Origin of the sequence: Bordetella pseudohinzii (assembly GCF_000657795.2) — a bacterium.
Classification (GTDB): Bacteria; Pseudomonadota; Gammaproteobacteria; order Burkholderiales; family Burkholderiaceae_B; genus Bordetella; species Bordetella pseudohinzii.
On sequence record NZ_JHEP02000008.1, the window covers coordinates 87501 to 109907 of the forward strand.

17 protein-coding genes are annotated in these 22407 nt (G+C 69.1%); 14 read left to right on the top strand and 3 right to left on the bottom strand.

Annotation, left to right across the window (positions count from 1 at the left end; translation table 11 throughout):
* Positions 1-18: 18 nt before the first annotated feature.
* The 8 genes from bcsB (L540_RS12000) to L540_RS12035 all read left to right on the top strand — a co-directional run bounded on the left by bcsB (L540_RS12000) (position 19) and on the right by L540_RS12035 (position 13771).
* Positions 19-2244: a cellulose biosynthesis cyclic di-GMP-binding regulatory protein BcsB gene (gene bcsB / locus L540_RS12000; protein ID WP_048026354.1), complete on the top strand. Its 2226-nt coding sequence runs from the start codon at positions 19-21 to the stop codon at positions 2242-2244.
* 2 nt (positions 2245-2246) lie between these two features.
* Complete coding sequence (gene bcsB, locus L540_RS12005) at positions 2247-4541, top strand: cellulose biosynthesis cyclic di-GMP-binding regulatory protein BcsB (RefSeq protein WP_043208746.1); 2295 nt, start codon at positions 2247-2249, stop codon at positions 4539-4541.
* Entirely contained in the window at positions 4541-5752 is a 1212-nt protein-coding gene (gene bcsZ, locus L540_RS12010; RefSeq protein WP_068945288.1) for a cellulose synthase complex periplasmic endoglucanase BcsZ, read from the top strand. The genes bcsB (L540_RS12005) and bcsZ overlap by 1 nt, the downstream gene beginning before the upstream one ends.
* Positions 5743-9756: a cellulose biosynthesis protein BcsC gene (locus L540_RS12015; protein ID WP_043208750.1), complete on the top strand. Its 4014-nt coding sequence runs from the start codon at positions 5743-5745 to the stop codon at positions 9754-9756. Before bcsZ ends, L540_RS12015 begins: the two co-directional genes overlap by 10 nt.
* 24 nt (positions 9757-9780) lie before the next feature.
* Positions 9781-10443, top strand: coding sequence for an SGNH/GDSL hydrolase family protein (locus tag L540_RS12020; protein ID WP_082149621.1), 663 nt, complete (start codon positions 9781-9783; stop codon positions 10441-10443).
* 35 nt (positions 10444-10478) lie between these two features.
* On the top strand, positions 10479-11147 hold the full coding sequence (locus L540_RS12025) for a cell division protein FtsQ (protein WP_043208753.1): 669 nt from the start codon (positions 10479-10481) through the stop codon (positions 11145-11147).
* A gap of 67 nt (positions 11148-11214) precedes the next feature.
* Positions 11215-12624, top strand: coding sequence for an MBOAT family O-acyltransferase (locus tag L540_RS12030; RefSeq protein ID WP_043208755.1), 1410 nt, complete (start codon positions 11215-11217; stop codon positions 12622-12624).
* Between the two features lie 4 nt (positions 12625-12628).
* The gene (locus L540_RS12035) at positions 12629-13771 is read left to right on the top strand and encodes an alginate O-acetyltransferase AlgX-related protein (protein ID WP_043208757.1); all 1143 of its coding nucleotides are present in this window, start codon (positions 12629-12631) and stop codon (positions 13769-13771) included.
* A gap of 39 nt (positions 13772-13810) precedes the next feature.
* On the opposite strand, the gene L540_RS12040 is transcribed toward L540_RS12035, so the two are convergent.
* The 3 genes from L540_RS12040 to L540_RS12050 form a co-directional block, all read right to left on the bottom strand.
* Positions 13811-14260: a GNAT family N-acetyltransferase gene (locus tag L540_RS12040; RefSeq protein ID WP_043208759.1), complete on the bottom strand. Its 450-nt coding sequence runs from the start codon at positions 14258-14260 to the stop codon at positions 13811-13813.
* Positions 14261-14497: 237 nt separating this feature from the next.
* Positions 14498-14806: a Rieske (2Fe-2S) protein gene (locus L540_RS12045; RefSeq protein WP_048026357.1), complete on the bottom strand. Its 309-nt coding sequence runs from the start codon at positions 14804-14806 to the stop codon at positions 14498-14500.
* Between the two features lie 41 nt (positions 14807-14847).
* Positions 14848-15837, bottom strand: a complete 990-nt coding sequence (locus tag L540_RS12050; protein WP_048026359.1) for a LysR family transcriptional regulator — start codon at positions 15835-15837, stop codon at positions 14848-14850.
* Positions 15838-15952: 115 nt separating this feature from the next.
* On the opposite strand from L540_RS12050, the gene L540_RS12055 reads away from it, so the two are divergent.
* Genes L540_RS12055 through L540_RS12080 form a run of 6 tightly spaced genes read left to right on the top strand, consistent with a single transcriptional unit; the run spans position 15953 to position 22407 of the window.
* Entirely contained in the window at positions 15953-16996 is a 1044-nt protein-coding gene (locus tag L540_RS12055; protein ID WP_043208762.1) for a histone deacetylase family protein, read from the top strand.
* Between the two features lie 22 nt (positions 16997-17018).
* Entirely contained in the window at positions 17019-18161 is a 1143-nt protein-coding gene (locus L540_RS12060) for an aromatic ring-hydroxylating oxygenase subunit alpha (RefSeq protein ID WP_131726039.1), read from the top strand.
* Positions 18161-19009 (top strand): alpha/beta fold hydrolase, encoded by an 849-nt coding sequence (locus tag L540_RS12065; protein WP_082149624.1) that lies wholly within the window; start codon positions 18161-18163, stop codon positions 19007-19009. Before L540_RS12060 ends, L540_RS12065 begins: the two co-directional genes overlap by 1 nt.
* On the top strand, positions 19006-20574 hold the full coding sequence (locus L540_RS12070) for an ABC transporter substrate-binding protein (RefSeq protein WP_043208768.1): 1569 nt from the start codon (positions 19006-19008) through the stop codon (positions 20572-20574). The genes L540_RS12065 and L540_RS12070 overlap by 4 nt, the downstream gene beginning before the upstream one ends.
* A 55-nt stretch (positions 20575-20629) precedes the next feature.
* Positions 20630-21583, top strand: coding sequence for an ABC transporter permease (locus tag L540_RS12075; protein ID WP_043208770.1), 954 nt, complete (start codon positions 20630-20632; stop codon positions 21581-21583).
* Complete coding sequence (locus L540_RS12080; protein WP_231584786.1) at positions 21580-22407, top strand: ABC transporter permease; 828 nt, start codon at positions 21580-21582, stop codon at positions 22405-22407. Before L540_RS12075 ends, L540_RS12080 begins: the two co-directional genes overlap by 4 nt.

The following is a 22407-nucleotide window of genomic DNA, read 5'->3' on the forward strand; positions in this document are numbered from 1 at the left end:
CCCGCCCCGCGGCGGGCCATGATGTTGGTCTTGCTGGCCCTGGCGCTGCCGGCCGCGGCCCAGCAGGAGGCCGCCGCGCCGCCCGCCGCCCAGACCCTGCCGCCCGGCGCTCAGGTGTATTCCCTGCCGCTGTCGCGCTTGAGCGGGCAGAGCGCGCTGCCGCTGCGCGGCGTGGACGGCATCAACGGGCTGGGCTTCTCGGCCCGCCGCGACCAGCGCATCATCGGCGCGCGCCTCAATCTCGATTACAGCTACTCGCCGTCGCTGCTGCCCGACCTGTCGCACTTGAAAGTGCTGCTCAATGGCGAGGTCGCCGGCAGCGTGGCGCTGCCCAAGGAAGCAGCCGCCACGCCCACGCGCAAGGCGGTCGAACTGCCCCTGCCGGCGCTGGCCGACTACAACCGCCTGGACGTGCAGCTGATCGGCCATTACACGCTGGGCTGCGAGGATCCGGTGCACTCCAGTCTGTGGGCCGATGTCGCGGGCAGGAGCACCTTGGACCTGACCGTCGTGCCGGTGGCGCTGCCCAATGACCTGGCGCTGCTGCCCGCGCCCTTCTTCGATAGCCGCGATATCCGTCCGCTGGCGCTGCCCGTCGTGCTGGGCCGCCAGCCCGATGCGGCGCGGCTGGAGAGCGCGGGCATCCTGACCTCGTGGTTCGGCGCCCTGGCCGGCTATCGCGGTGCGCGGTTCAGCGCCCGCCTCCAGGACCTGCCGGCTTCGGGCAATGCGGTGGTGCTGCTGCAGCCGGGCGATACCGTGGCCGGCGTGCAGGCGCCGGCCATCGATGGCCCCGCGGTGGCCATGATCACGCATCCCCAGGATCCTCACGGCAAGCTGCTGCTGGTCATGGGGCGCGACGCCAAGGAGCTGAAGCAGGCGGCCACCGCCGTGGCCCTGGGCAGCGAAACGCTGTCCGGCTCGCGGGCGCGCTTTACGCGCCTGACGCCGCCCCAGCCGCGCAAGCCTTTCGATGCGCCCAACTGGCTGCGCAGCGACCGTCCGGTGGCTTTCGGCGAACTGGTCGCCACGCGCGAGCTGAATGTGTCGGGCCACCGCCCGCCGCCCGTGCAGATCCCGCTGCGCCTGCCGCCGGGCCTGTTCGGCTGGCACAGCGACGGTGTGCCGGTCAACTTGATCTACCGCTATTCGCCGCGTCCTGGCGCCAAGCAGTCGGTCATGGAGATGACAGCCGGCGACCAGCTGCTGCGCAGCTTTTCGCTGCATGAAGGCACGGGCGTTTTCAGCCGCCTCAATGGCATGCCGGCCTCGGAAGGGCAGGCCAGGGTGAGGGTGCCGACCTATCTGCTGCCGCCGCTGAGCGCGCTGCAGTTCCGCTATGTGTACGAGTACGCCAAGCTGGGCGAATGCCAGAACAGCATCCTGGACAATGTGCGCAGCGCCATCGACCCGGGCTCGACCATCGATGTGTCGGGCCTGCCCAAGTACGCGCCCATGCCTGACCTGTCCTTGTTCGCCGACGCGGGCTTCCCCTTCACCCGCATGGCCGATCTTTCCGAGACGGCCGTGCTGATGCCGGAGGGCGCCGGCGCGGCCGTCTATGCCGCCTATCTGACGCTGCTGGGCGTGATGGGACAGGCCTCGGGCTATCCGGCCATCGGCGTGACCGTGGGCCAGGCCGCGCAGGCCGAAGCCCTGCGGGACAAGGACCTGCTGGTGCTGGCGTCGGGCGACAACCAGCCGCTGCTCAAACAATGGCAGGGCATGCTGCCCAGCGGTTTCGAGGGCAGGGAGCGGCGCTTCAGCCTGTCGGACTGGATAGACCAGCTGGCCGCGTGGCTGGGCCCGGATCCGCGCGACCGCAAGCGCCGCGCCGATCTCCAGCTCGATTACGCCGGCGGCGGCGTGCTGGCCACGCTGGCCGGCATGGAGTCGCCGCTGCGTTCGGGCCGCAGCGTGGTCGTGGTCTCGGGCGCCAGCGCCGAGGGCCTGGCCGCGGCCGTGCAGGCCCTGCAGGCCAATCGCGATAACGAAGGCCGGGCCGAGGATCCGCGCGACCGTATCGGCGGCAGCCTGACGGTGATCAACGAAAAGCAGGCCTACACCTTGCAGGACGAGCAAAGCTATTACGTGGGTTCGCTGCCCGCCTGGCTGGGCCTGCAATGGTTCTTCGCGCGCCATCCGCTCACGCTGGTGGGCGCCTTGCTGCTCAGCGCGCTCGTCATCGCCGTGTTGCTCTACCTGTCGCTGCGCGCCCGCGCGCAACGCCGCCTGGGATCGTGATCATGAAAAACAACCGCCTTTCGACCCAAATGCCGCAAGTCCGCTGGTCGGCGCGCGCGCTGTCGCGGCTGCCCATGCTGCTGCTGGCCAGTTGCTCGCTGCTGGCCCAGGCGGCCGAGACGCCGGCCCCGGCTCCCGAGCCGGCGTCTTTCAAGGCCGATCAGCGCTACACCTTCAAGCAGCTCGGCGCACAGTATCCGCTCAACCTGCGCGGCGTGGACGGCAGCAATACGCTGAACTTCAGCGTGCGCAACGACCGGGTCGTGACCGGCGCGCGGGTGGACCTGCGCTATGCCTATTCGCCCGCGCTGCTGGCCGAGCTGTCGCACATCAATGTGCTGGTCAACGACGAGGTCGCCGCCACCATTCCGGTGCCGCGCGAAACGGCCGGCGGCAATCTGCGCCAGACCGTCGAGATCCCGCCGTATCTGATCACTGCCTATAACGACCTGCGCCTGCAGCTGATCGGCCACTACACGCTGGACTGCGAAGATCCGCTGCATTCCAGTCTGTGGGCCAATATCAGCAATCTGAGCTCGCTGGACCTGGCGACCGCGGCCCTGCCGCTGCCCAATGACCTGGCCAACCTGCCGCTGCCCTTTTTTGACCGGCGCGATATGCGCAAGCTGGTTCTGCCTTTTGTGTTCCAGGCCGAACCCGACGCGGCCGTGCTGGAAGCCGCCGGCGCCCTGTCGTCGTGGTTCGGCGCGCTGGCCGGTTATCGCGGCGCCGAGTTTCCCGCCGCCGTCACGCAACTGCCCGGGCGCGGCAACGCGGTGGTGTTCGCCATGGGCAGCGCCGTCCCCGGCCTGGGCCAGCCGCCGGTCAAGGGCCCCGCCCTGGCGGTTGTCGGCAATCCCAACGACCCGGACGGCAAGCTGCTGCTGGTGATGGGCCGCGATGGCAAGGAGCTCAAGCAGGCCGCCGCCGCGCTGGCGCTGGGCAGCCAGACGCTGGCTGGCCCGTCGGCGGCCATCACCCGCCTGGCCGAGCTCAAGCCGCGCCAGCCCTACGACGCGCCGCGCTGGCTGCGCACCGACCGCCCGGTGCGTTTCGGCGACCTGATCGATCCCAAGCGCCTGAACGTCTCGGGCTTCAGCCCCGACGCCATTCGCATCGATGTGCGCGTGCCGCCCGATCTGTTCGGCTGGCAGGAAAAGAAAGTACCCATCGACCTGCGCTACCGCTATACCCCGCAGCCCACGTCGCTGAACTCCTCGCTGCTGTTCGGCGTGGGCGATGAGTTCGTCAAGTCCATGCCCTTGTTCGCCCTGGAGCGCATCGAGGGCGGCGACAAGCTGCGCGCCGAGGTGCTGCCCGACGAGAGCCTGCCCATGCGCGCCCAGCTGGATGTGCCGCTGGAACTGCTGAAGGCGCGCGGGCAGCTGCAGTTCCGCTATCTGTACGACTACATCAAGCAGGGCGAGTGCCGCGACATCATCGTCGACAATGTGCGCGGCATGATCGAGCCCGAGTCGACCATCGACCTGAGCGGCTATCCGCATTTCATCCTGATGCCGGACCTGCGCGCCTTCGGCACCTCGGGTTTTCCTTTCACGCGCCTGGCTGACCTGTCGGAGACGGCGGTGGTGCTGGATGAGCGCGCCGGCGCCGAAGTCTATTCGGCCTATCTGAATGTGCTGGGCCGCATGGGCGACGCCACGGGGTATCCGGCCACGGGCGTGACCGTGATCCGTCCGCAGCAGCTCGACGCTCAGGCCGGCAAGGACCTGCTGGTGATCGCCGCCGGGGCCTCGCATCCCTTGCTCAAGCGCTGGGCCGCCAGCATCCCGGGCAGCTATGAGGCGGGCGCGCACTTCAGCCTGTCGGATCTGGTCTATCGCGTGACGGACTGGTTTCATGCCGACCCGCGCCTGGACCGGCGCGTCCCGCGCGCGGCCCTGAGTTATGCCGGCGAAGGCGTCAGCGCCATCGTGGCCGGCTTCGAGTCGCCGCTGGCCGCGCGCCGCAGCGTGGTGCTGCTGGCCAGCAGCCAGCCCGAGGGCCTGGCCGCGGCCGTGGCCGCGTTGCGCGGCGGCGAAGGCTATGACAAGGCCGTGCAGGGCAGCCTGTCGGTGATCCGGGGCAAGCAAGTCGATGCGCTGGCCGGCGACCAGACTTACACGCTGGGCAGCCTGCCGCTGCTCAAGCGCATCGATTGGTCGATCTCCTCGCTGCTGCCCGGCTACACCTTGCTGCGCCTGGCGGTGATGGGACTGGTCTGGCTGGCCGGCATCGCCGTGGCGCTGGCGCTGCTGCGCGTCCTGGTGCGCCGCCTGCGCAGGAAGACGCCGTGATGCCCAGACCCGCCCGCGCACGCGCTTCGGCCTGGCGCCCGCGCGCCCTGCTGGCGGCGCTTGCGCTCGGGCTGGCCGGCCGCGCGGCCGCCGCGCCCGTGTGCACGGCGGTCAGTTGGCCGGAATGGTCGGCCTTCGTGACGCATTTCGTGCAGGCCGATGGGCGGGTCGTCGACGGCAGCACGCCGCGCCAGATGAGCACTTCGGAAGGACAGTCATATGCCATGTTCTTCGCCCTGGTGGCCAATGACCGCGAGACCTTCGGGCGCCTGTGGCGCTGGAGCGTGGCCAACCTCGCCCGCGGCGATGCGGGCCGGCATTTGCCGGCCTGGTCCTGGGGCAGGCGCGATGACGGCGCCTGGGGCGTGCTGGATGCCAACTCGGCGTCCGATGCCGACCTATGGTTTGTCTATGCCTTGCTGGAGGCGGGGCGGCTGTGGCGCCAGCCCGCCTACACCCGCGATGCGCTGGCGCTGTTGGCCCAGGTCGAGGCCGGCGAGATCGCCGATCTGCCGGGGCTGGGCAGCATGCTGTTGCCCGCGCCCCAGGGCTTTGTCCAGCCCGGCTTGTGGCGGCTGAATCCAAGTTATCTGCCGCCGCCGGTGCTGCGGCGGCTGGCGCAGGCATCGGCGCAAGGGCCCTGGAACGCCGTCGCCGCCAATACGCTGCGGCTGATCCAGGCCACCGCGCCCAAGGGCTATGCGGCCGACTGGGTCGCCTACCGCGGCCGGCCGGCGCAGCCCGGATCCGCGGCGAGGGTGGGGCATTACGAGAACGATCCCGTGCAGGGCGCCAAAGGCAGCTACGACGCGATCCGCATCTATCTGTGGGCGGGCATTACGCCGCCTGACGATCCTGTCGCCCGGCCCTTGCTGGCGGCCCTGTCGGGCATGGCGACCTCGGTCGCGGCCGATGGCGCGCCGCCCGAGTCGGTCGATGTGGACAGCGGCCAGACGCGGGGCAGGGGGCCGTTCGGTTTTTCAGCGGCCTTGCTGCCCTACTTCGAGGCCCGGGGGCAGGACGACCTGCTGCAGGGGCAGTTGCGCCGCGTGCGGACGGCGTGGGCCGCCAGCCTGCAAGCCGCGGCCTCGCGGCAGCCGCCTTATTACGATTTTGTGCTCAGTCTGTTCGGCACCGGCTGGTTCGATCAGCGCTACCGGTTCGGCAAGACGGGCCGTGTGTCATTGGAGTGGGAGAAGAAATGTCCTTGAACCGCCATACGCTGGCCATCGGCGTGCTGGCCGCTCTGGCGCACCAGAGCGGCTGGGCCCAGCCGGCCGCCACCGCCTCGCTGCTGGAGCAGGGCCGTTATTGGCAGAACCAGGGCGATGCCAGGCGCGCCGCCCAGGCATGGGAAAAACTCCTGCTGTCCGAACCGGCGCAGCAGGAGGCGCTGTATGGACTGGGGCTGTCGGCTGTGCGCGAGAAGCGCTTGAGCGATGCCCAGGGCTATCTGAACCGGCTTCGGCAGCTCGACGCCGCCGGCTCCTTCACCCAACGTCTGCAGCAGGACATCGCGCTGGCCGGCGGCCCGGGCGCGGCCGACCTGGAGCGCGCGCGCATGCTGGCGGCCTCGGGCGAGATCGGCCAGGCCATGCAGGCCTATGACCGGGCCTTGCAGGGCCGCGAGCCGCAGGGCGATATCGCCCTGGAGTACTACAGTTTCCTGGGCTATACGGACAAGGGGGTGGCGCCGGCCATCGGCGGCCTGCAGCGGCTGTCGCGCGAGATGCCGGGCAATCCCTATGTGCAGCTGGCCCTGGGCAAGCATCTGATCCGTGACGAGCGCCGCCGCGCCGAGGGCGTGCGCCTGCTGGGCCAGCTGGCGCAGCGCAAGGATGTCGGCGCCGACGCCACCGAGAGCTGGCGCGCCGGCCTGATATGGCTGGGCGCGCCCAGTGCCGCGGAAAAACCGCTGTTCGAGGCCTATCTGAAGGGCCATCCGGATGACAAGGAAGTGCGCGCCGTCTATGACAACCCGGCGGCCAGGCGCGGCGCGCCGGCCGTGGCCTGGCGCCAGGATCCCCGGCTGGCGCGCGGTTTCGCGGCCCTGAAGAACCAGGACCTGCCCGCCGCCGAGGCGGCCTTCCAGGAAAAACTGCGCGCCGCGCCCAATGATCCCGACGCCCTGGGCGGCCTGGGCCTGGTGCGCATGCAGCAGGATCGCGGCGCCGAAGCCCAGGAGCTGTTGTCGCGCGCCGCGGCGCGGCCCGGCGCCGGACGCAATTGGAGCCGCGCCCTGGCCGGGGCGCGCTATTGGAACTTGCTGGACCAGGCCGAGGCCGCGCGCCAGCGCGGCGACAGCGACGGCGCGCGCCGCCTGCTGGAGCAGGCCATCCGCCTGGATGGCGGCGCGGCCGGCGCCTACAACGCCATGGGCCGTCTCTATGCGGGCGCGGGCGACATGGCCAATGCGGAGAAGACCTATCGCGCCGTGCTGGCCCGCCACAAGAATGACCCCGAGGCCGTGCGCGGGCTGGCCGATGTGCTGGCCCGGACCCATCGCGCCGACGAAGCCCGGCGCCTGGTCGCCGCGCTGCCGCCCGGCCAGGCGGGCGATATCGGCCGGCTGCGGGCCTCCATCGCCGCCGGGCAGGCCCGCGAGGCCGACAAGCGCGGCGACACGGCCGGCGCCCGCCGCCTGCTGGAAGATGCGCGCGCCGCCGATTCGCGCAATCCCTGGGCCACGTATGAGCTGGCGCGGCTGATGCTGCGCCATGGCGAGGCGGCGCGCGGTCAACAGCTGATGGACGAGACTCTGCGCCTGCAGCCGGACGCCGCCGACGCACTCTACGCCAGCGCGCTGCTGGCTTCCGAGAGCGGCGATTGGGGCCGCGCCCATGACACGCTGGCGCGCATTCCGGAGAGCCGGCGCACGCCCGACATGCAGGCATTCCAGCGCAATGTCTGGGTGCGCGAACAGGCGGCGCAGGCGGCGCGCCTGGCCCAGGCGGGCGATACGGCCCAGGCGCGCCAGCGCCTGGAGGGACTGGAGACCGCGGCCGCGGGCGATCCTCAGCTGCTGGGCGCCATCGCCCAGGCCTATGTGGACGCCGGCGACACGCCGCGCGCGCTGGCCCTGATGCGGCCGCTGGCCGCGGGATCGCTTCCGGCCGGCCCCGATGTGCTCATTCCCTATGCCGGCGTGCTGCTCAAGAGCGGCGATGACCCGGGCACGGCCGCCGTGCTGCGCCAGGTGCAGAAGCTGCCCATGGATGCCGACCAATACCGCGGCTTCCAGGACCTGGTGAGTCTGTATACGGTGCGCCAGGCCGAGGCCATGCGCCAGCGCGGCGATCTGGTGGCCGCCTACGACATCCTGCAGCCGGTGCTCAAGCGCCGGCCCGACGACGCCTCGGCGCAGGGCGCGCTGGCGCGCATGTATGTCGCCGCCGGCGACCGCGACAAGGCGTTGGAGATCTATCGCGGCCTGCAGGCGCGCGATCCCGACAATGCCCAGCTGCAGATCGCGGTGGCCGGCATCGCCGCCGAAGCCGATGACTGGCGTTCGGCCGAGACGGCCATCGACCGCGCCTTGACGCTGGCGCCGCGCGATCCGGACGTGCTGGCCGGCGCGGCCCGTCTGTACCGCTCGCGAGGCAAGACGGCGCGCGCCGCCGATCTCTATCGCCAGGCCATCGCGGCGCAGGAGGCGCGCGGCGCCGCGCTGGCGCTGGCCGACAGCGGCGGCGCTCATGCCGACGGCAATCCCTTCGTGGGCCTGCCGGGCCAGCGGGCCCGGGCCACCGGCCAGTCCCAGGTGCTGGGCCAGGCGCTGGACGAGTCTTTGCCCGCGGCCTACCGTTCGGACGCCGATGCCGAGCCGGCTTCCGCGCGCGAAGAACCCTATGCCATCGCCGCCTCCGCGCCGCGGGATACGCGGGCGCTGGCGCCTTCCGCGGCGCCGCCGGGCGGCGCGGCGGCCGCCTATGCGGGCGGCATCGCCACGCGCACCGGGCCGGGCGCCGACAACCTGCCGCCGGCCGGCCATGCGGCCAAGGCCGATCCCGCGCCGCGCTCGCTCAGGCAGGAGCTTGACGAGGTCATGCAGGCGCGCAGCGCGGAAATCCGCGCCGGCGCTTTCGTGCGCTCCAACAATGGCGAATCCGGCATGAGCAAGCTGACCGAGGTCGATGCACCCGTCGAGGCGCTGATCCCGGCCGGCGACGGCAAGCTCTCGCTGCGCGCCACGCCGGTCAGCTTGACCGCCGGCAGCCTGGACAGCAGCTATTCGAGCAGCAGCCGCTTTGGCGGCGGGCCGGTGGCCGCCGCCGCCCAGGCGCAGGGCCGCGTGGGTTCGGCCGGCAGCCAGCGGGATCGCGGCGTGGGGCTGTCGGCCGGCTATGTGATGGACGGTCTGTCGGCCGACATCGGCGCCACGCCGCTGGGTTTCGAGTATTCCAATGTGGTGGGCGGCGTGCGGATCAACGGGCCCATCAGCCGCGCCGCCGGCACCTGGTACAGCCTGGACCTGTCGCGCCGCGCCGTGACCGATAGCCTGCTTTCCTTTGCCGGCACCCGCGACAATCGCAGCGGCCAGCGCTGGGGCGCGGTCACGGCCACCGGCCTGGAAGGCCAGATCGGTATGGACAACACGGATTATGGCGTCTATGCCTATGGCTCCTGGCGCGGCCTGGATGGCCACAATGTCGAGTCCAACTCGCGCACCGAAGTGGGCACGGGCATTTACTGGCATCTGATGCGCGAGTCCAACCGCATGCTGACGGCCGGCCTGAACCTGGGCGCCATCTTCTACGACAACAACCAGCGCTTTTTCACCTATGGCCACGGCGGCTACTTCAGCCCGCAGCAGTTCTACGCCCTGAGCGTGCCGGTCACCTGGGCGCAGCGCGATGGCCGCTTCACGTACAAGCTGCAAGGCGCGGTGGGTATCCGCCACTTCAAGGAAGACAGCGCGGATTACTTCCCGACCAACGGCGGCCTGCAGGCGGCGGCCAATGCCGTCAACCAGGGCTTGTTCGGCACCCCGGCCGTCTACGACGGACAGTCGCGCACGGGCGTGGGCTACAACCTCGCGGCGGCGGCCGAATACCAGCTCACGCCCAAACTGTTCCTGGGCGGCACGCTGGCCATGGACAACGCTTCCGACTATCGCCAGTACGCCGGCGGCCTGTATCTGCGCTATGCCTTCTATCCGCAGACACGCCCGCTGGAGCTGCCGGTCAATCCCTATCAGTCGCCCTATGCCCGCTAGCGCGTTCAATCAAGGAGTATCGCCATGCTGACTTCCGTTTTTGCCGGTTTGAGCATCCTGCTCATCGGCGACAGCCATCTGGCCGCGCCCGGCTATCTGATCACGACCCTGCAGGACGATCTGGTCCAGCAGGGCGCCGTCGTGCGCAGCATCGGCGTGTGCGGCAGCAATGCCGGCGACTGGCTCAAGGCCACGCCCAGCACCTGCGGCGGCGCCGAGCGCCTGAACAGCGGCAAGATCGAATTGAAAGGCAAGGCGGCCCGCACCACGCCGGTCACCGAGCTGATCGCGGCCACCAAACCCAACCTGGTGCTGATCGTGCTGGGCGACACCATGGCCGGCTACACCAACCCCGCCTTTCCCAAGACCTGGGCCTGGCAGCAGACGACGGCGTTGACCCAGGCCATCGCCGGCAGCGGCGCGGCCTGCGCCTGGATCGGTCCGGGCTGGGGCACCGAAGGCGGCAAGTACAACAAGAATTTTGCGCGGGTCAAGCAGGTGTCGGCCTTTCTGGGCAGCAATGTCGCGCCCTGCGCGTATATCGATTCGACGCAGTTCTCCACGCCGGGCCAATGGCCGACCACGGACGGCCAGCACTACACCAACACGGGCTACAAGGCCTGGGGCGATGCCATCGCCAAGCAGCTGGCCAGCCTGCCCCAGGTCAAGGCGCTGCGGAAACAATGACGCGCGGCCAACGCGCAGCACGGAAAGGACCAGGAATGACTGCTTTTCTTTGGCGTGGCCTGGCCGGTCTGTCGATCGCCCTGTCTGCCACGGGCGCCGGCGCGGCGCAGATCCAACTCTATGAAACCGGGCCGGCGGAGGATGCTTCCTTCGTGCGCTTCGTCAATGGCGGCGGCGAGCCGATGGACGTCGGCGCCAAGGGCTCGCAGGCGCGCATCAAGCTGGATGCCGCCCATCCGGCTTCGGACTTCATGCCCGTGAAGGCGGGCGCCAAGATGCAGGGCATGCTGCAGGGCGCGGGCAAGACGCGCGAGGTCGAGGTGACGGTGCGGCCGGGCGAGTTCGCCTCGGTGGTCGGCCTGCCGGACAAGGAGGGGCTGCGCGCCGTCATCGTGCGCGAGCAGCCCGAGGACTTCAATGCGCTCAAGGTATCCGTCGGCTTCTACAACCTGGACCCGGCTTGCGGGCAGGCCAGCCTGTTGGCCGTGCCGCGCAATCTGGCCTTGTTCGAGAACGTCGCCGAGGGCGGCGTGGCGCGCCGCCTGGTCAACCCGGTGGCGCTGCGCGTGCAGGCCCGTTGCGGCGGGCAGGCAGTGGGCCCGGAGCTGGACCTGGGGGCGCTGCAGGCGGGGCAGCGCCATACCGTCCTGCTGCTGCCTTCGGGGCCGCGCCTGTTGCACGCGGTAGACCAGACCGCGCGCTAGGCCGCGCAGCCGGCGGGGAAGCCTCCCCGCCCGATAACAATCCCTCCGGCCGACCCGGCCCTAGACCATGGTTTTCGCGTCCCTCGAATTCCTGACGCTGTTCCTGCCGCTGTTCCTGGCCATCTATGCCTTGACGCCGCGGCGGGCGCGCAACTTCGTGCTCCTGGCGGGCAGCTGGTTGTTCTACAGCTGGCTCAAGCCCATCTACCTGCTGCTGCTGGTGGGCGTGACCGTGGCGGCCTGGGCCGGCGGCCTGCTGCTGGAGCAAGTCCAGGCCGGCCATCGCCGCAAGGCGCTGCTGGTGCTGCTGTTGGCGGCCAATACGGCCACGCTGTGCTGGTACAAATACGCCAACATCCTGGTGGCGACCTTCAATGACATCGCCGGCATGGCCGGCGCCCTGCCTCTGTCATGGGAGCGGGTCGCCTTGCCGGCCGGCCTGTCCTTCTTCGTGCTGCAGGCCATCTCCTACCTGGTCGACGTCTATCGCCGGGACGTGCGCGCAGAGCGCAACTTCATTGATTTCGCGGCCTACAAAGCCATGTTCGGGCAGCTGATCGCCGGCCCCATCATCCGCTGGGCCTGGGTGGAAAAAGAGATCGCCCACCGCAGCATGGACTGGCAGAACTTCTGCCTGGGCGCGCGCCGTTTCATGGTGGGCATGAGCATGAAGGTGCTGGTGGCCGATACGCTGGCGCCGGTGGTCGACGCCGCCTTCGCCTTGCCCGCGCCGACGCTGGCCGATGCCTGGATAGGCTGCGGCGCCTACACCCTGCAGCTGTTCTTCGACTTCGCCGGCTATAGCGCCATGGCCATCGGCCTGGGCCTGATGATGGGCTTTCACCTGCCGGAGAACTTCAACCATCCTTATCTGGCGCGCAGCATCCAGGACTTTTGGCGGCGCTGGCATCTGTCCTTGTCCAGCTGGATACGCGACTATCTCTACATTCCCATGGGCGGCAGCCGCCTGGGCGTCTGGAAAACCTATCGCAACCTGCTGCTGACCATGGGCATCGCCGGGCTGTGGCATGGCGGCGAAAGCTGGAACTTCCTGCTCTGGGGGCTGGCCCACGGCCTGGCCCTGGCCTTGGCGCGCGCCTGGGGCGGCAGCGGCCTGCCCGCGCCGCCCGGCTGGCTGTCGCGGCTGGCGACGCTGCTGTTCGTGATGCTGGCCTGGACGATCTTCCGCGCCGCCGACTTCCATGCCGCCCTGGCCATGTATCGCGGCCAGTTCGGCCTGAACGGCATCGCCCTGGGCGACAGCCTGGCCTATGTGCTGCGGCCCACGCATGCGCTGGCCGCGGCGCTGGGCGTGGTCTGCGTCATTCTGCCCGCGCTGCGGCCCGGGTGGACGCGCCGGCCGGCGGGCCGGCTGCGCGCGGCCTGCAGCGCGCTCTGGCCGGTGGCCGGTTTCTTGTTGGCCTATGCCCTGATCGCCGCGCGCGGCGCGGTGCCTTTCCTCTATTTCCAGTTCTGAACCGATGAGCGCCCCTCACGATACGCCGGCCGCGCCTCCCGTCGTCCATGCCACGGCCGCCCATCGCCGCGCCAGCCGGCTCGCGGGCGTGGCGCTGATCCTGTTCATGGCCGGCGCGGCCCTGAGCAACGGCTGGTGGAGCCTGCGGCATGAGGTGCTGCCGCAAGACCGCTCGGTGGCGCGCCTGCTCGACGGCGGCGTGACGCATGATCTTTCGCTGCGCCTGGCCGACATGAGCTTCAGCACCGAAGCCGCCCGCCTGCAGCGCGGGTTGGGCTGGCTTACCCTGCGCGACCTGGGGCCGCGCGTGCGCCGCGGCTGCGCCGGTTGGCTTTTTTTGGGCGATGAGCTGCAGCCGCATCCCGGCGCCGACCAGAACCAGGCCGAGCGGGCCCGCATCGTGGCCGCCGTGCGCGGCGCGCTGGCCGCCCGCGGCATCGAACTGCTGGTGGCGGTGGTGCCGGACAAAAGCCGTATCGAAGCCCAAGGCCTGTGCGGCCTGCATCGCCCGGCGTCCTTTCAGGACCGGCAATCGCGCTGGGTCGGCATCCTGCGCGCCCAGGGCGTGCGCGCCGTGGACCTGAGCGCGGCGCTGGGCGCGGTCGGGCAGGGCGCTTTCTATCGCAATGACACGCATTGGAACGAAGCCGGGGCGGGCGCCGCGGCGCGCGCCATTGCCGAACAAGTGCGCGCCAGCGGCGTGCCCTTGCAAGCGCCGCAGCGCTGGCGCGTGACGGCCGAGCCGCCGGCGCCCCGGCCCGGCGACCTGGTCAGGCTGGCTGGCGTGGACTGGTTGCCGCTGGCGCTGCAGCCCAGTCCGGAAATCGTCGCCTTGCACCGCTACACGCCCGAGGCCGCCGCCCCGGCCCAGGACGCCGACGACCTGTTCGGCGACAGCGCCCTGCCCACCCTGGCCCTGGTGGGCACCTCCTTCGCGCGCACCTCGGAATTCCTGCCCCAGCTGTCGCAGCAACTGGGCGTGGCCATCGGCAACTTCGCCCGCGACGGCGGCAAATTCGGCGGCGCCTTGCAGGCTTATTTCAAGAGCCCGGCCTGGAAACAAAGCCCGCCGCGCCTGCTGATCTGGGAAGTGGACGAGCGCGACCTGGGCACGCCGCTGACCGACGAGGACAGGATAAAGCCCTAGGCACGGGTATCAGACACCTGATCGTGGCCATGCGGTCCCTCAGACCACCTTGACCATGAACACGCTGTGCGGGTCGGGCCGGTAGTCGCCGAAAGGCGGGCATTCGGTGTAGCCCTGGCGGCGGTAGAAGGCCAGGGCCTCGGCCTGGCGGGCGCCGGTTTCGAGGTGGATGCGGCGGATGCCGGCGTCGGCCGCGGCCGTTTGCAGGCGGGCCAGGAGCGCCTGGGCCACGCCCTGCCCGCGCGCGGCCGGGCGCACATACATGCGCTTGAGTTCGGCGTAGCCGCTGTTGAGCTGGATGCCGCCGCAACCCAGGGCCTGGCCGGCCTCGTCGCGCGCCACCAGAAAGACGACGCCGGGGCTGCACAAGGCGTCGAGGTCCACGCCATGATGGCTTTCGGGCGGCGACAGCGGGATCTGGTAGGCGTCGAGTTCTGCGATGAGCGCGGCGACGTCGGGCGTGCGCGCGTTTTCGGGCGAGATATTCATGTCGGAGCGTCGTGGACGGGCAAGCCGCCGATCCTCGCACGGCGGCATGGGCCGGTCAATCCGCGCGGCCGGCAGCATCTAGGCGCCGCGGTCCTGGTCCAGGCGCCAGCCCCGATGAGGCGCGCGAACTGCCGGCTTTACGCGGTTGGCGCCGGCGGCCGTCCTTGAGCGAGACGGTGGACGCCGCTAGCCCTTCGTCCTGGCGCCGGGACGGAGGGCCTGCGGTGTGGCGGGACCTCAGTCGGGCAGCTCCACCCAGACCTGGCCTTCGGCCATCTTGACCGGATAGACGGGCAGCGGCTCGCGCGCCGGCCCCTCGAGCACCTCGCCGGTCTTCACATCGAAGACCGCCTGGTGCAAGGGGCATTCGATACAGCCGTCTTCAAGGTAGCCGTCCGTCATATAGGCATGCTGGTGCGTACAGATGTTGCCGGTGGCGAAGACGGCGTCGCCCACTTTGCACAAGGCGATATCGCGTCCGGCGATTTCGACGCCCAGCATGGTTTTGCCGTTCAGGTCGGCCGATGCGGCGGGATGCCACGTCATGTTGCGGTTCTCCAGTGGTGTGTAGAAAAAAGTGTGGGAAATCAGCGGGGTTCGGAGAGTTCGACGGCATAGATGCGGGCCTCGATGGGCTTGGCCGCCGTCACTTCCTGCATCACCCGGGCGAAAGCCTGTTCGGCGCGCGAGAGCTGCGCCTTGGGATTGCTGACCAGATAGACGTCGATGGGCGTTGGATGCTCGAAAGGCGGCAGTCGCCACAGCTGGCCATCGCGCACATCGCGCGCGGCCACGTGCAGGGGCAGGGCGCCCACGCCCATGCCGGCCAGGACCATGCGGCGCACTTCTTCCAGATGGTCCGATATGCCGCGGAAAGGCATGGCGAGCCTGGCCTGGCGGTACATGCCGTTGATGGTCTGCAGCACCTCCGAGTTGGCCACCACCTTGAACGACACCGCATTGTGGCCGGCCAGATCGTCGAGCGTGAGGCCGCGCTTGCCGAACAGGGGATGGCGCGGGCCGCAGAACAGGCCGAAGTACTCCTGGTAGAGGTGGAAGTACTCAAGCTCGGCCACCTTGCTGCAGGCCAGCGACACGCCGACGTTGATGGACCGGTTGAGCAGCGATTCGATGAGCGCCGAACTGGGCTGCAGGCAGATATCCAGCGTGACCTGCGGATAGCGCTCATGAAAGGCCGCCAGCGTGTCGTCGATGATGTCGCTGACGATGTGGCTGGCCATGTGCAGCTGCAGCGTGCCGGCGATGGCCGAAGGGTCTTCGCCGATCAGGCCGGGGATGTTGCGGATGGTGTGGAAGATCTCGCGGCATTCGCGATGCAGCAGGGCGCCGGTTTCCGAGAGGCTGAAGCGGGTGGAGCTGCGCTGCACCAGCTGCGTGCCCATGGTCTCCTCCAGGCGCTTGAGCGCGGCGCTGACCGCGGGCTGGGTGCGCCCCAGGATGTCCGCCGCCGCCGAGATGCCCTGCGCCTCGGCGATCACCAGAAAAGTGCGCAACAGGTTCCAGTCCAGGCTGCGGGCCAGCGAGCTTTCGGTCAGGAGTTTGGAGACGGGTTGCATCGGCGTTCTAGCTCTATAAACTGTATTTATGATTGGATAATCAAAATCCATTTGATTTATACGACACGCTACCGGAACATGCGCATCGGGTCAACGATTCAATGGAAGCGCCGCGATGCATGTGGTTTACGCCGATCAACAGCAGCAACATCAGCCCGAGCATTTCATGGTGGCCGGCCGCGTGCGGCCCAATCCCGATGTCCCGGCGCGCCTGGCCGGCCTGCGCGAAGGCGTGGCGGCCATGGGCTATGCCATCCATGCGCCCGAGGACTTCGGCCTGCAATACCTGAGCCGCGTGCATACGGCTCGGTATCTGGATTTTCTTGAGCACGCGCATGCCTTGTGGTCGCGGCTGCCCAATGCCGGCCCCGAAGTCGTTCCCAATGCCCATCCCCGCCGGCCAGACGCGCCTTACCCGCAAGGCATCGTCGGGCGCGCGGGCTTTCATATGTACGACCTGGCCTGCGCGATCGGTCCGCACACCTGGCAGGCCATGCGGTGGGGCGCCAACAGCGCGGCCAGCGCCGCGCGCGGCGTGGCCCAGGGCCGGCTGGACGCGGCCTATGCCCTGTGCCGCTCGCCGGGCCATCACGCCGGTCCTGAATACGCCGGCGGCTTCTGCTATCTGAACGGGACGGCGGTGGCCGCCGAAGTGCTGCGCGAGCGCTATGACCGCGTGGCCATCATCGACGTCGATGTGCATCACGGCAATGGCACGCAGGATATTTTCTATGCGCGCGGCGACGTTCTCACCATTTCGCTGCATGGCGACACCGCCGAGTTCTACCCCTTCTATTGGGGCAGCGCCGGGGAGCGCGGCCAGGGCGAAGGCGAGGGCGCCAATCTCAATATTCCGCTGGCGCGCGGCACGGCCGACGCCGCCTATCTGGCGCAGCTGTCGGCGGCGCTGGAGCGGGCCTCGCAATGGGGCGCCCAGGCCCTGGTGGTGGCCCTGGGCTTTGACGGCTATGAGCGCGATCCGCTGGCCTGGCTGTCCATCAGCACCGAAGGCTTCGGGCGCATCGCTCAGGCGCTGGCCGGCCTGGGCCTGCCCACCGTGCTGGTTCAGGAGGGCGGCTATATGTGCGAAGACCTCGCCGCCAATCTGCGCAGTTTCATGACGAATTTTGAAGCCGCCCACCGTGTGGCGCGGGGTTGACATCAATCAAGGGGTGAACACCATGGCAGTCAAGGAAGTAGCGGTACGCATGTTCGACAAGACCTTCCGCGAGGTGACCCAGGCGTCGCATTCGCCGGGCTTCATCTACAACGACCCGGACGTGCTGGCGCGCGAAGAGGAGGAGATCTTCCGCCGCGACTGGCTCTGCCTGGCGCGCGAGGACGAGCTGGCCAAGCCGGGCGACTACATGGCCTTGCGCGTGCTGCGCGATCCGGTGCTGCTGTGCCGCGACGAGACCGGCACCGTGCGCGCCTACGCCAATATGTGCCTGCACCGGGGCGTGGAGATCGCCACCGGCAAGGGCAATGCCGAGGAGTTCACCTGTCCTTACCACGGCTGGCTCTACGGCCTGGATGGCGCGCTCAAGGGCGCTTCGTATATGCGCGACGCCGAGGATTTCGACCGCAAGAACTGCCGCCTGCCCGAACTGAGCGTGGGCCTGTGGGGCGGCTTCATCTTCGTGTCGCTGGCCAAGGAGCCCGTGCCCTTCGCCGACTTCATCCGCGACTTCGACGAGAAGTTCGGCTATATCCAGACTGGCCAGCTGAAGGTGGGCCTGCGCGTGGATGCCGAGCTCAAGTGCAACTGGAAGCTGATGGTGGAGAACTTCATCGACTTCTACCATGTGGGCGTGCTGCACAAGGATTCCATCGGCCGCTTCATGAAGACGGTGGACCTGCCCTATGACCTGCGCGCCAACGGCCAGGTCTTCATCGACGAGTACGACGCCGGCACGCTGTCCAAGTCCGGGGACCTGACTTCGCGGCGCATCCCGGCGCTGGAAGGCAAGTCCGACCGCTATTCGGCCACCGGGCTGTTGAGCCCCAACCTGAATTTCTTCGTGCGCCCTGACTACATTTCGGTCTATACGAGCTGGCCCACCGGACCGGAGACCATGCGCCTGTCGGGCATGGTGCTGTGGATGCCCGAGACGGTGGACGGTCCGCAGCGCGACCGCGTGGTGGGCGAGTTCAAGGAAATGCTGGACAAGGTGCTGGCCGAGGACTTCTCCATGGTCGAGTCGCTGCAGAACGTCACGCGCGCGGCCTCCTTCGTGCCGGGTCGCATGTCGCGCCTGGAGAAGGGCGTGCAGCACTATATCAAGCACAATCTGGAGCGCCTGTTCGGCGCCGCCGAGGCCTGATGATGAGCGGGCCCATCCAGTATTTCGCCGATGCCGGCGGCATCAATGTGCGCGTGCGCCAATGGGGCCAGGCCGGCCCCGCCGTGCTGTGCGTGCACGGCCTGGGCTCGCATGCCGAGATCTGGGACGAGCTGGGCGCGCGCCTGGCCGCCCAGGGCCGTGTCTGCCTGGCCATCGACCTGCCGGGCCATGGCCTGTCCTATAAGGGCCCGGATTTCGACTACCGCGCCGCCGGCCACGCCGCCATGCTGGCCCGTCTGCTCGACAGCCTGGAACTGCGGGCCGTGGACGTCGTGGGTTCCTCGCTGGGGGGCCTGCATGCCGCGGCCTTCGCCACCACGCATCCGGCGCGGGCGCGCAGCCTGGCGCTGATCGGCGCCGTGGGCCTGGCGCCGCTGGCGCCGCAGCGGCGCGAGTGGACCGCCGGCTATCTGTCGCGCATGGACCGCGACTCGGTGGCCGAACGGTTGCGCGTGGGGGTATACGACCCGGCCCTGGTCAGCGAAGCCTATATCGAGGAAACCTGGCGCATGAATAATTCGGCCGGCGCGGCCGAGTCCTTCGCCGCCATCGGCCGCTACTACCGGGGATCCATCAACGACGATATGCAGACGGACAGGCTGGCCGCCCTGGGCGAGCGCCTGCCGCTGATGCTGATCTGGGGCGAGGACGACGTCACGGTCTCCTACGCCGATGCCCGCGAGGCGGCGACCCGCCTGCCGCGCGCCCGTTTCGAAGCCCTGCCGCGCACGCGGCACATCCCCCATGTCGAGCGGCCCGATGAGGTGGCCCGCTTGCTGTCGCAGCATCTTTCCGCCGTGTCAACGACCGTTCTGGAGTCCGCATGAAGCAAGCCGATCTGTCTTCCTCGCTTACCCGCCGTGATCTCATCAAGGGCGCGGCCACCCTGGGCCTGGGCGCGGCCTGTGGCCTGATCCTGCCGTTCGGACAGGCCCAGGCGGCCGAAACGCCCGTCAAGGGCGGCCGCCTGAAGCTGGGCCTGGCCGGCGGGCAGACCACCAATACCCTGGATCCGGCGCGCGGCGGCTTTGGCTCGCCGGTCGAGCGCACCATCAACTACACCCTGTACAACACGCTGATCGAGATCACGGAAGACGGCCAGGCCATCCCCGAGATCGCCACGCGCTGGGACGTGGGCCCGGGCGCGCGCGAATGGATCTTCCATATCCGCGAGGGCGTGACTTTTCACAATGGCAAGCCGCTGACGGCCGACGACGTCGTGTTTTCCCTGCGCCGCCATACCGGCCCGGACACCAAGTCGGGCGCGGCCGGCCTGCTCAAGGAGATCACCTCGATCGAGAAGGCCGGGCCGATGCAGGTCAAGATCGTGCACGCGACCGGCAACGCCGACCTGCACTATCTGCTGTCCGACTACCACCTGAGCATCGTGCCGGACGGCCAGGCCACGATCGATGGCGTGGGCACCGGCCCCTACATCCTGCAGCAGTACGAGCCCGGCGTGCGCTTTCTGGCCAAGCGCAATCCCAACTACTGGAAGGAAGGCCGCGCCCACGTCGACGAGATCGCCATCAGCGTGGTCAACGACGATGCCGCGCGCCTGGCCGCGCTGCAGTCGGGCGAAGTGCAGGTCGTCAACCGCCTGGATCCCAAGACGGTCAAGCTGCTTGAGCGCCTGCCCAGCCTGCGGGTCATCAACGCCAGCGGCAATGCCTTCTATGCCCTCAATATGCGTTCGGACCGGGGGCCTTTCGCCAATCCGGACCTGCGCCTGGCCATGAAGCACGCCATCAACCGCAAGCAGATGCTGGACCGCCTGCTCATGGGCTACGGCTCGCTGGGCAATGACCACGCGGTCGGCCGCTATATGCCTTTCTTTGACGCCACGCTGGCGCAGCGCGAGCAGGACCTGGACCGCGCGCGCTTTCACTACAAGAAGTCCGGCCATAGCGGGGCGATCGACCTGCGCACCTCGACGGCCGCCTTCTCCAGCGCCATCGACATGGCGGTGCTGCTGAAGATGGACGCAGAGAAGGCGGGCATGACCATCAACGTGGTGCGCGAGCCGCAGGATGGCTATTGGGAGACGGTGTGGCGCTCCAAGGATTTCATGATCACTTATTGGGCCGGCCGCGCCGTGCCGGACCAGATTTTCACCACCGCCTATTTTTCCAAGGCCGCCTGGAACGACACGCACTGGTCCAATGCCCGCTTCGACACGCTGCTGCTGGCCGCGCGCACCGAGCTGGACCAGGCCAAGCGGGCGCAGATCTACGCGGAGATGCAGGCGCTGATGCGCGATGACGGCGGGCCCATCATCCCCTTGTTCAACAACTTCCTGGACGGCGCCAGCGCCAAGGTGCGCGGCAATCTGGGCGCGCCCAATATGGAGCTGGCCGGCTGCCGCATCGCCGAACGCTGCTGGCTGGCCTGACGGCCTGGGCGCGTCCGGCGCGCCCAGGCACGTAATAACAAAGGGGGAAATCCGCATGACCTTATTGCGATTGATCGGGCGCCGGCTGGTCTGGGCCCTGATCACTTTATGGCTGGTATCGGTGTTCATCTTCATGGCGGTCGAGCTCATGCCCGGCGACGCGGCCGAGGCGCTGCTGGGCAAGGACGCCACGCCGCAGGCCGTCGAGAACCTGCGCCGGGCCTTGCGCCTGGACGAGCCCGCCGCCACGCGCTATGTGGAGTGGCTGGGCGACATGGCGGCCGGCAATGCCGGCCAGTCGCTGGTGACGGGCATGCCCATCGCGCCCGTGTTGAGCGAGCGCCTGGGCAATACGCTTTTCCTGGCCGTCAGCGCGGCCGTGGTGGCCGTGCCGCTGGCGCTGGCCCTGGGCCTGTTGTCGGCGCTCAAGCAGGGCACGGCCGCCGACCGCGTCATCTCGGTGGTGTCGCTGGCCTCGATCTCCTTTCCGGAGTTCTTCATGGGCTATGTGCTGCTGCTGGTGTTCGGCCTGCAGCTGGGCTGGCTGCCGGTGCTGTCCACCGTCAACCCGGACATGGCCCTGGGCGAACGGGTGTTGCGCATTGTGCTGCCGGCCCTGACCCTGGTCTGCATGGTCATGGCCTACATGATGCGCATGACGCGCGCGGCCGTCATCAACGTGCTGTCCCATCCCTATATCGAGATGGCCCGGCTCAAGGGCTGCAGTCCAGGCCAGATCGTGCTGCGCCACGCTTTCATCAACGCGGTCGGGCCGATCATCAATGTGGTGGCCATCAGCCTGGCCTATCTGGTGGTGGGCGTGGTGGTGGTCGAGGTGATCTTCACCTATCCGGGCATGGGCCAATGGATGGTGGACGCCGTGTCCAAGCGCGACATCCAGGTGGTGCAGGTCTGCGGCCTGGTCTTCGGCGCCGCCTATATCGGCCTGAACCTGGTGGCCGATGTCACGGCCCTGGCTTTCAACCCCAAACTGAGGCACCCGCGATGACGGCGATGATGAATGTCCTGGCCGCCTGCCGGCGTTCGGAGGCGGTGACCCGCGTCGCCTTGCTGGTGCTGGCGCTGGTGGTGCTGGCCGTGGTCGCCGGACCCTGGCTCTGGCCGGTCGGCCCCGACGACATGGTGGGAGATCCCTGGAGCCCGATGAGCTGGGCGCATCCATTCGGCACTGACCAGCTGGGACGCGACATGCTGGCGCGCGTGATCGAGGGCGGGCGCAACAGCCTGGCCCTGGCCGCGGTGATCGCCGCCGGCGCCTTCGCGCTGGGCACGGGGCTGGGCCTGGCGGCCGCCTTCTGCTCGGGCGCCGTGGACGCCGTGCTCTCGCGCGCGGTCGATCTGCTGATGTCGTTTCCGCCGCTGATCTTTGCCTTGCTGGTGATCTCGTTGCTGGGCAATTCCATTCCGGTCCTGATCGCCGTGTTGGTGCTGTTCGAGTGCCTGCGCATCTTCCGGCTCACCCGCTCGCTGGCCATGGATATCGCGGTGCAGGACTATGTGGTGGCCGCCAGGCTGCGGGGCGAAGGCCTGGGCTGGCTGCTGGGCCGCGAACTGCTGCCCAACGCCATGGGGCCGCTGGCCGCCGAACTGGCCATCCGTTTCATGTTCAGCCTGTTGTTCATCAGCTCGCTCAGTTTCCTGGGCCTGGGCGTGCCGCCGCCGGCCGCCGACTGGGGCGGGATGGTGCGCGACAACGCGCCGGCCATCGGCTTTGGCCTGACCGCGCCGCTGTTTCCCGCGGGCATGATCGCCATCGTGGCGGTGTGTGTGAATTTGCTGGCGGACGCTTTGCTGCGCCGCAAGGATGTTTGA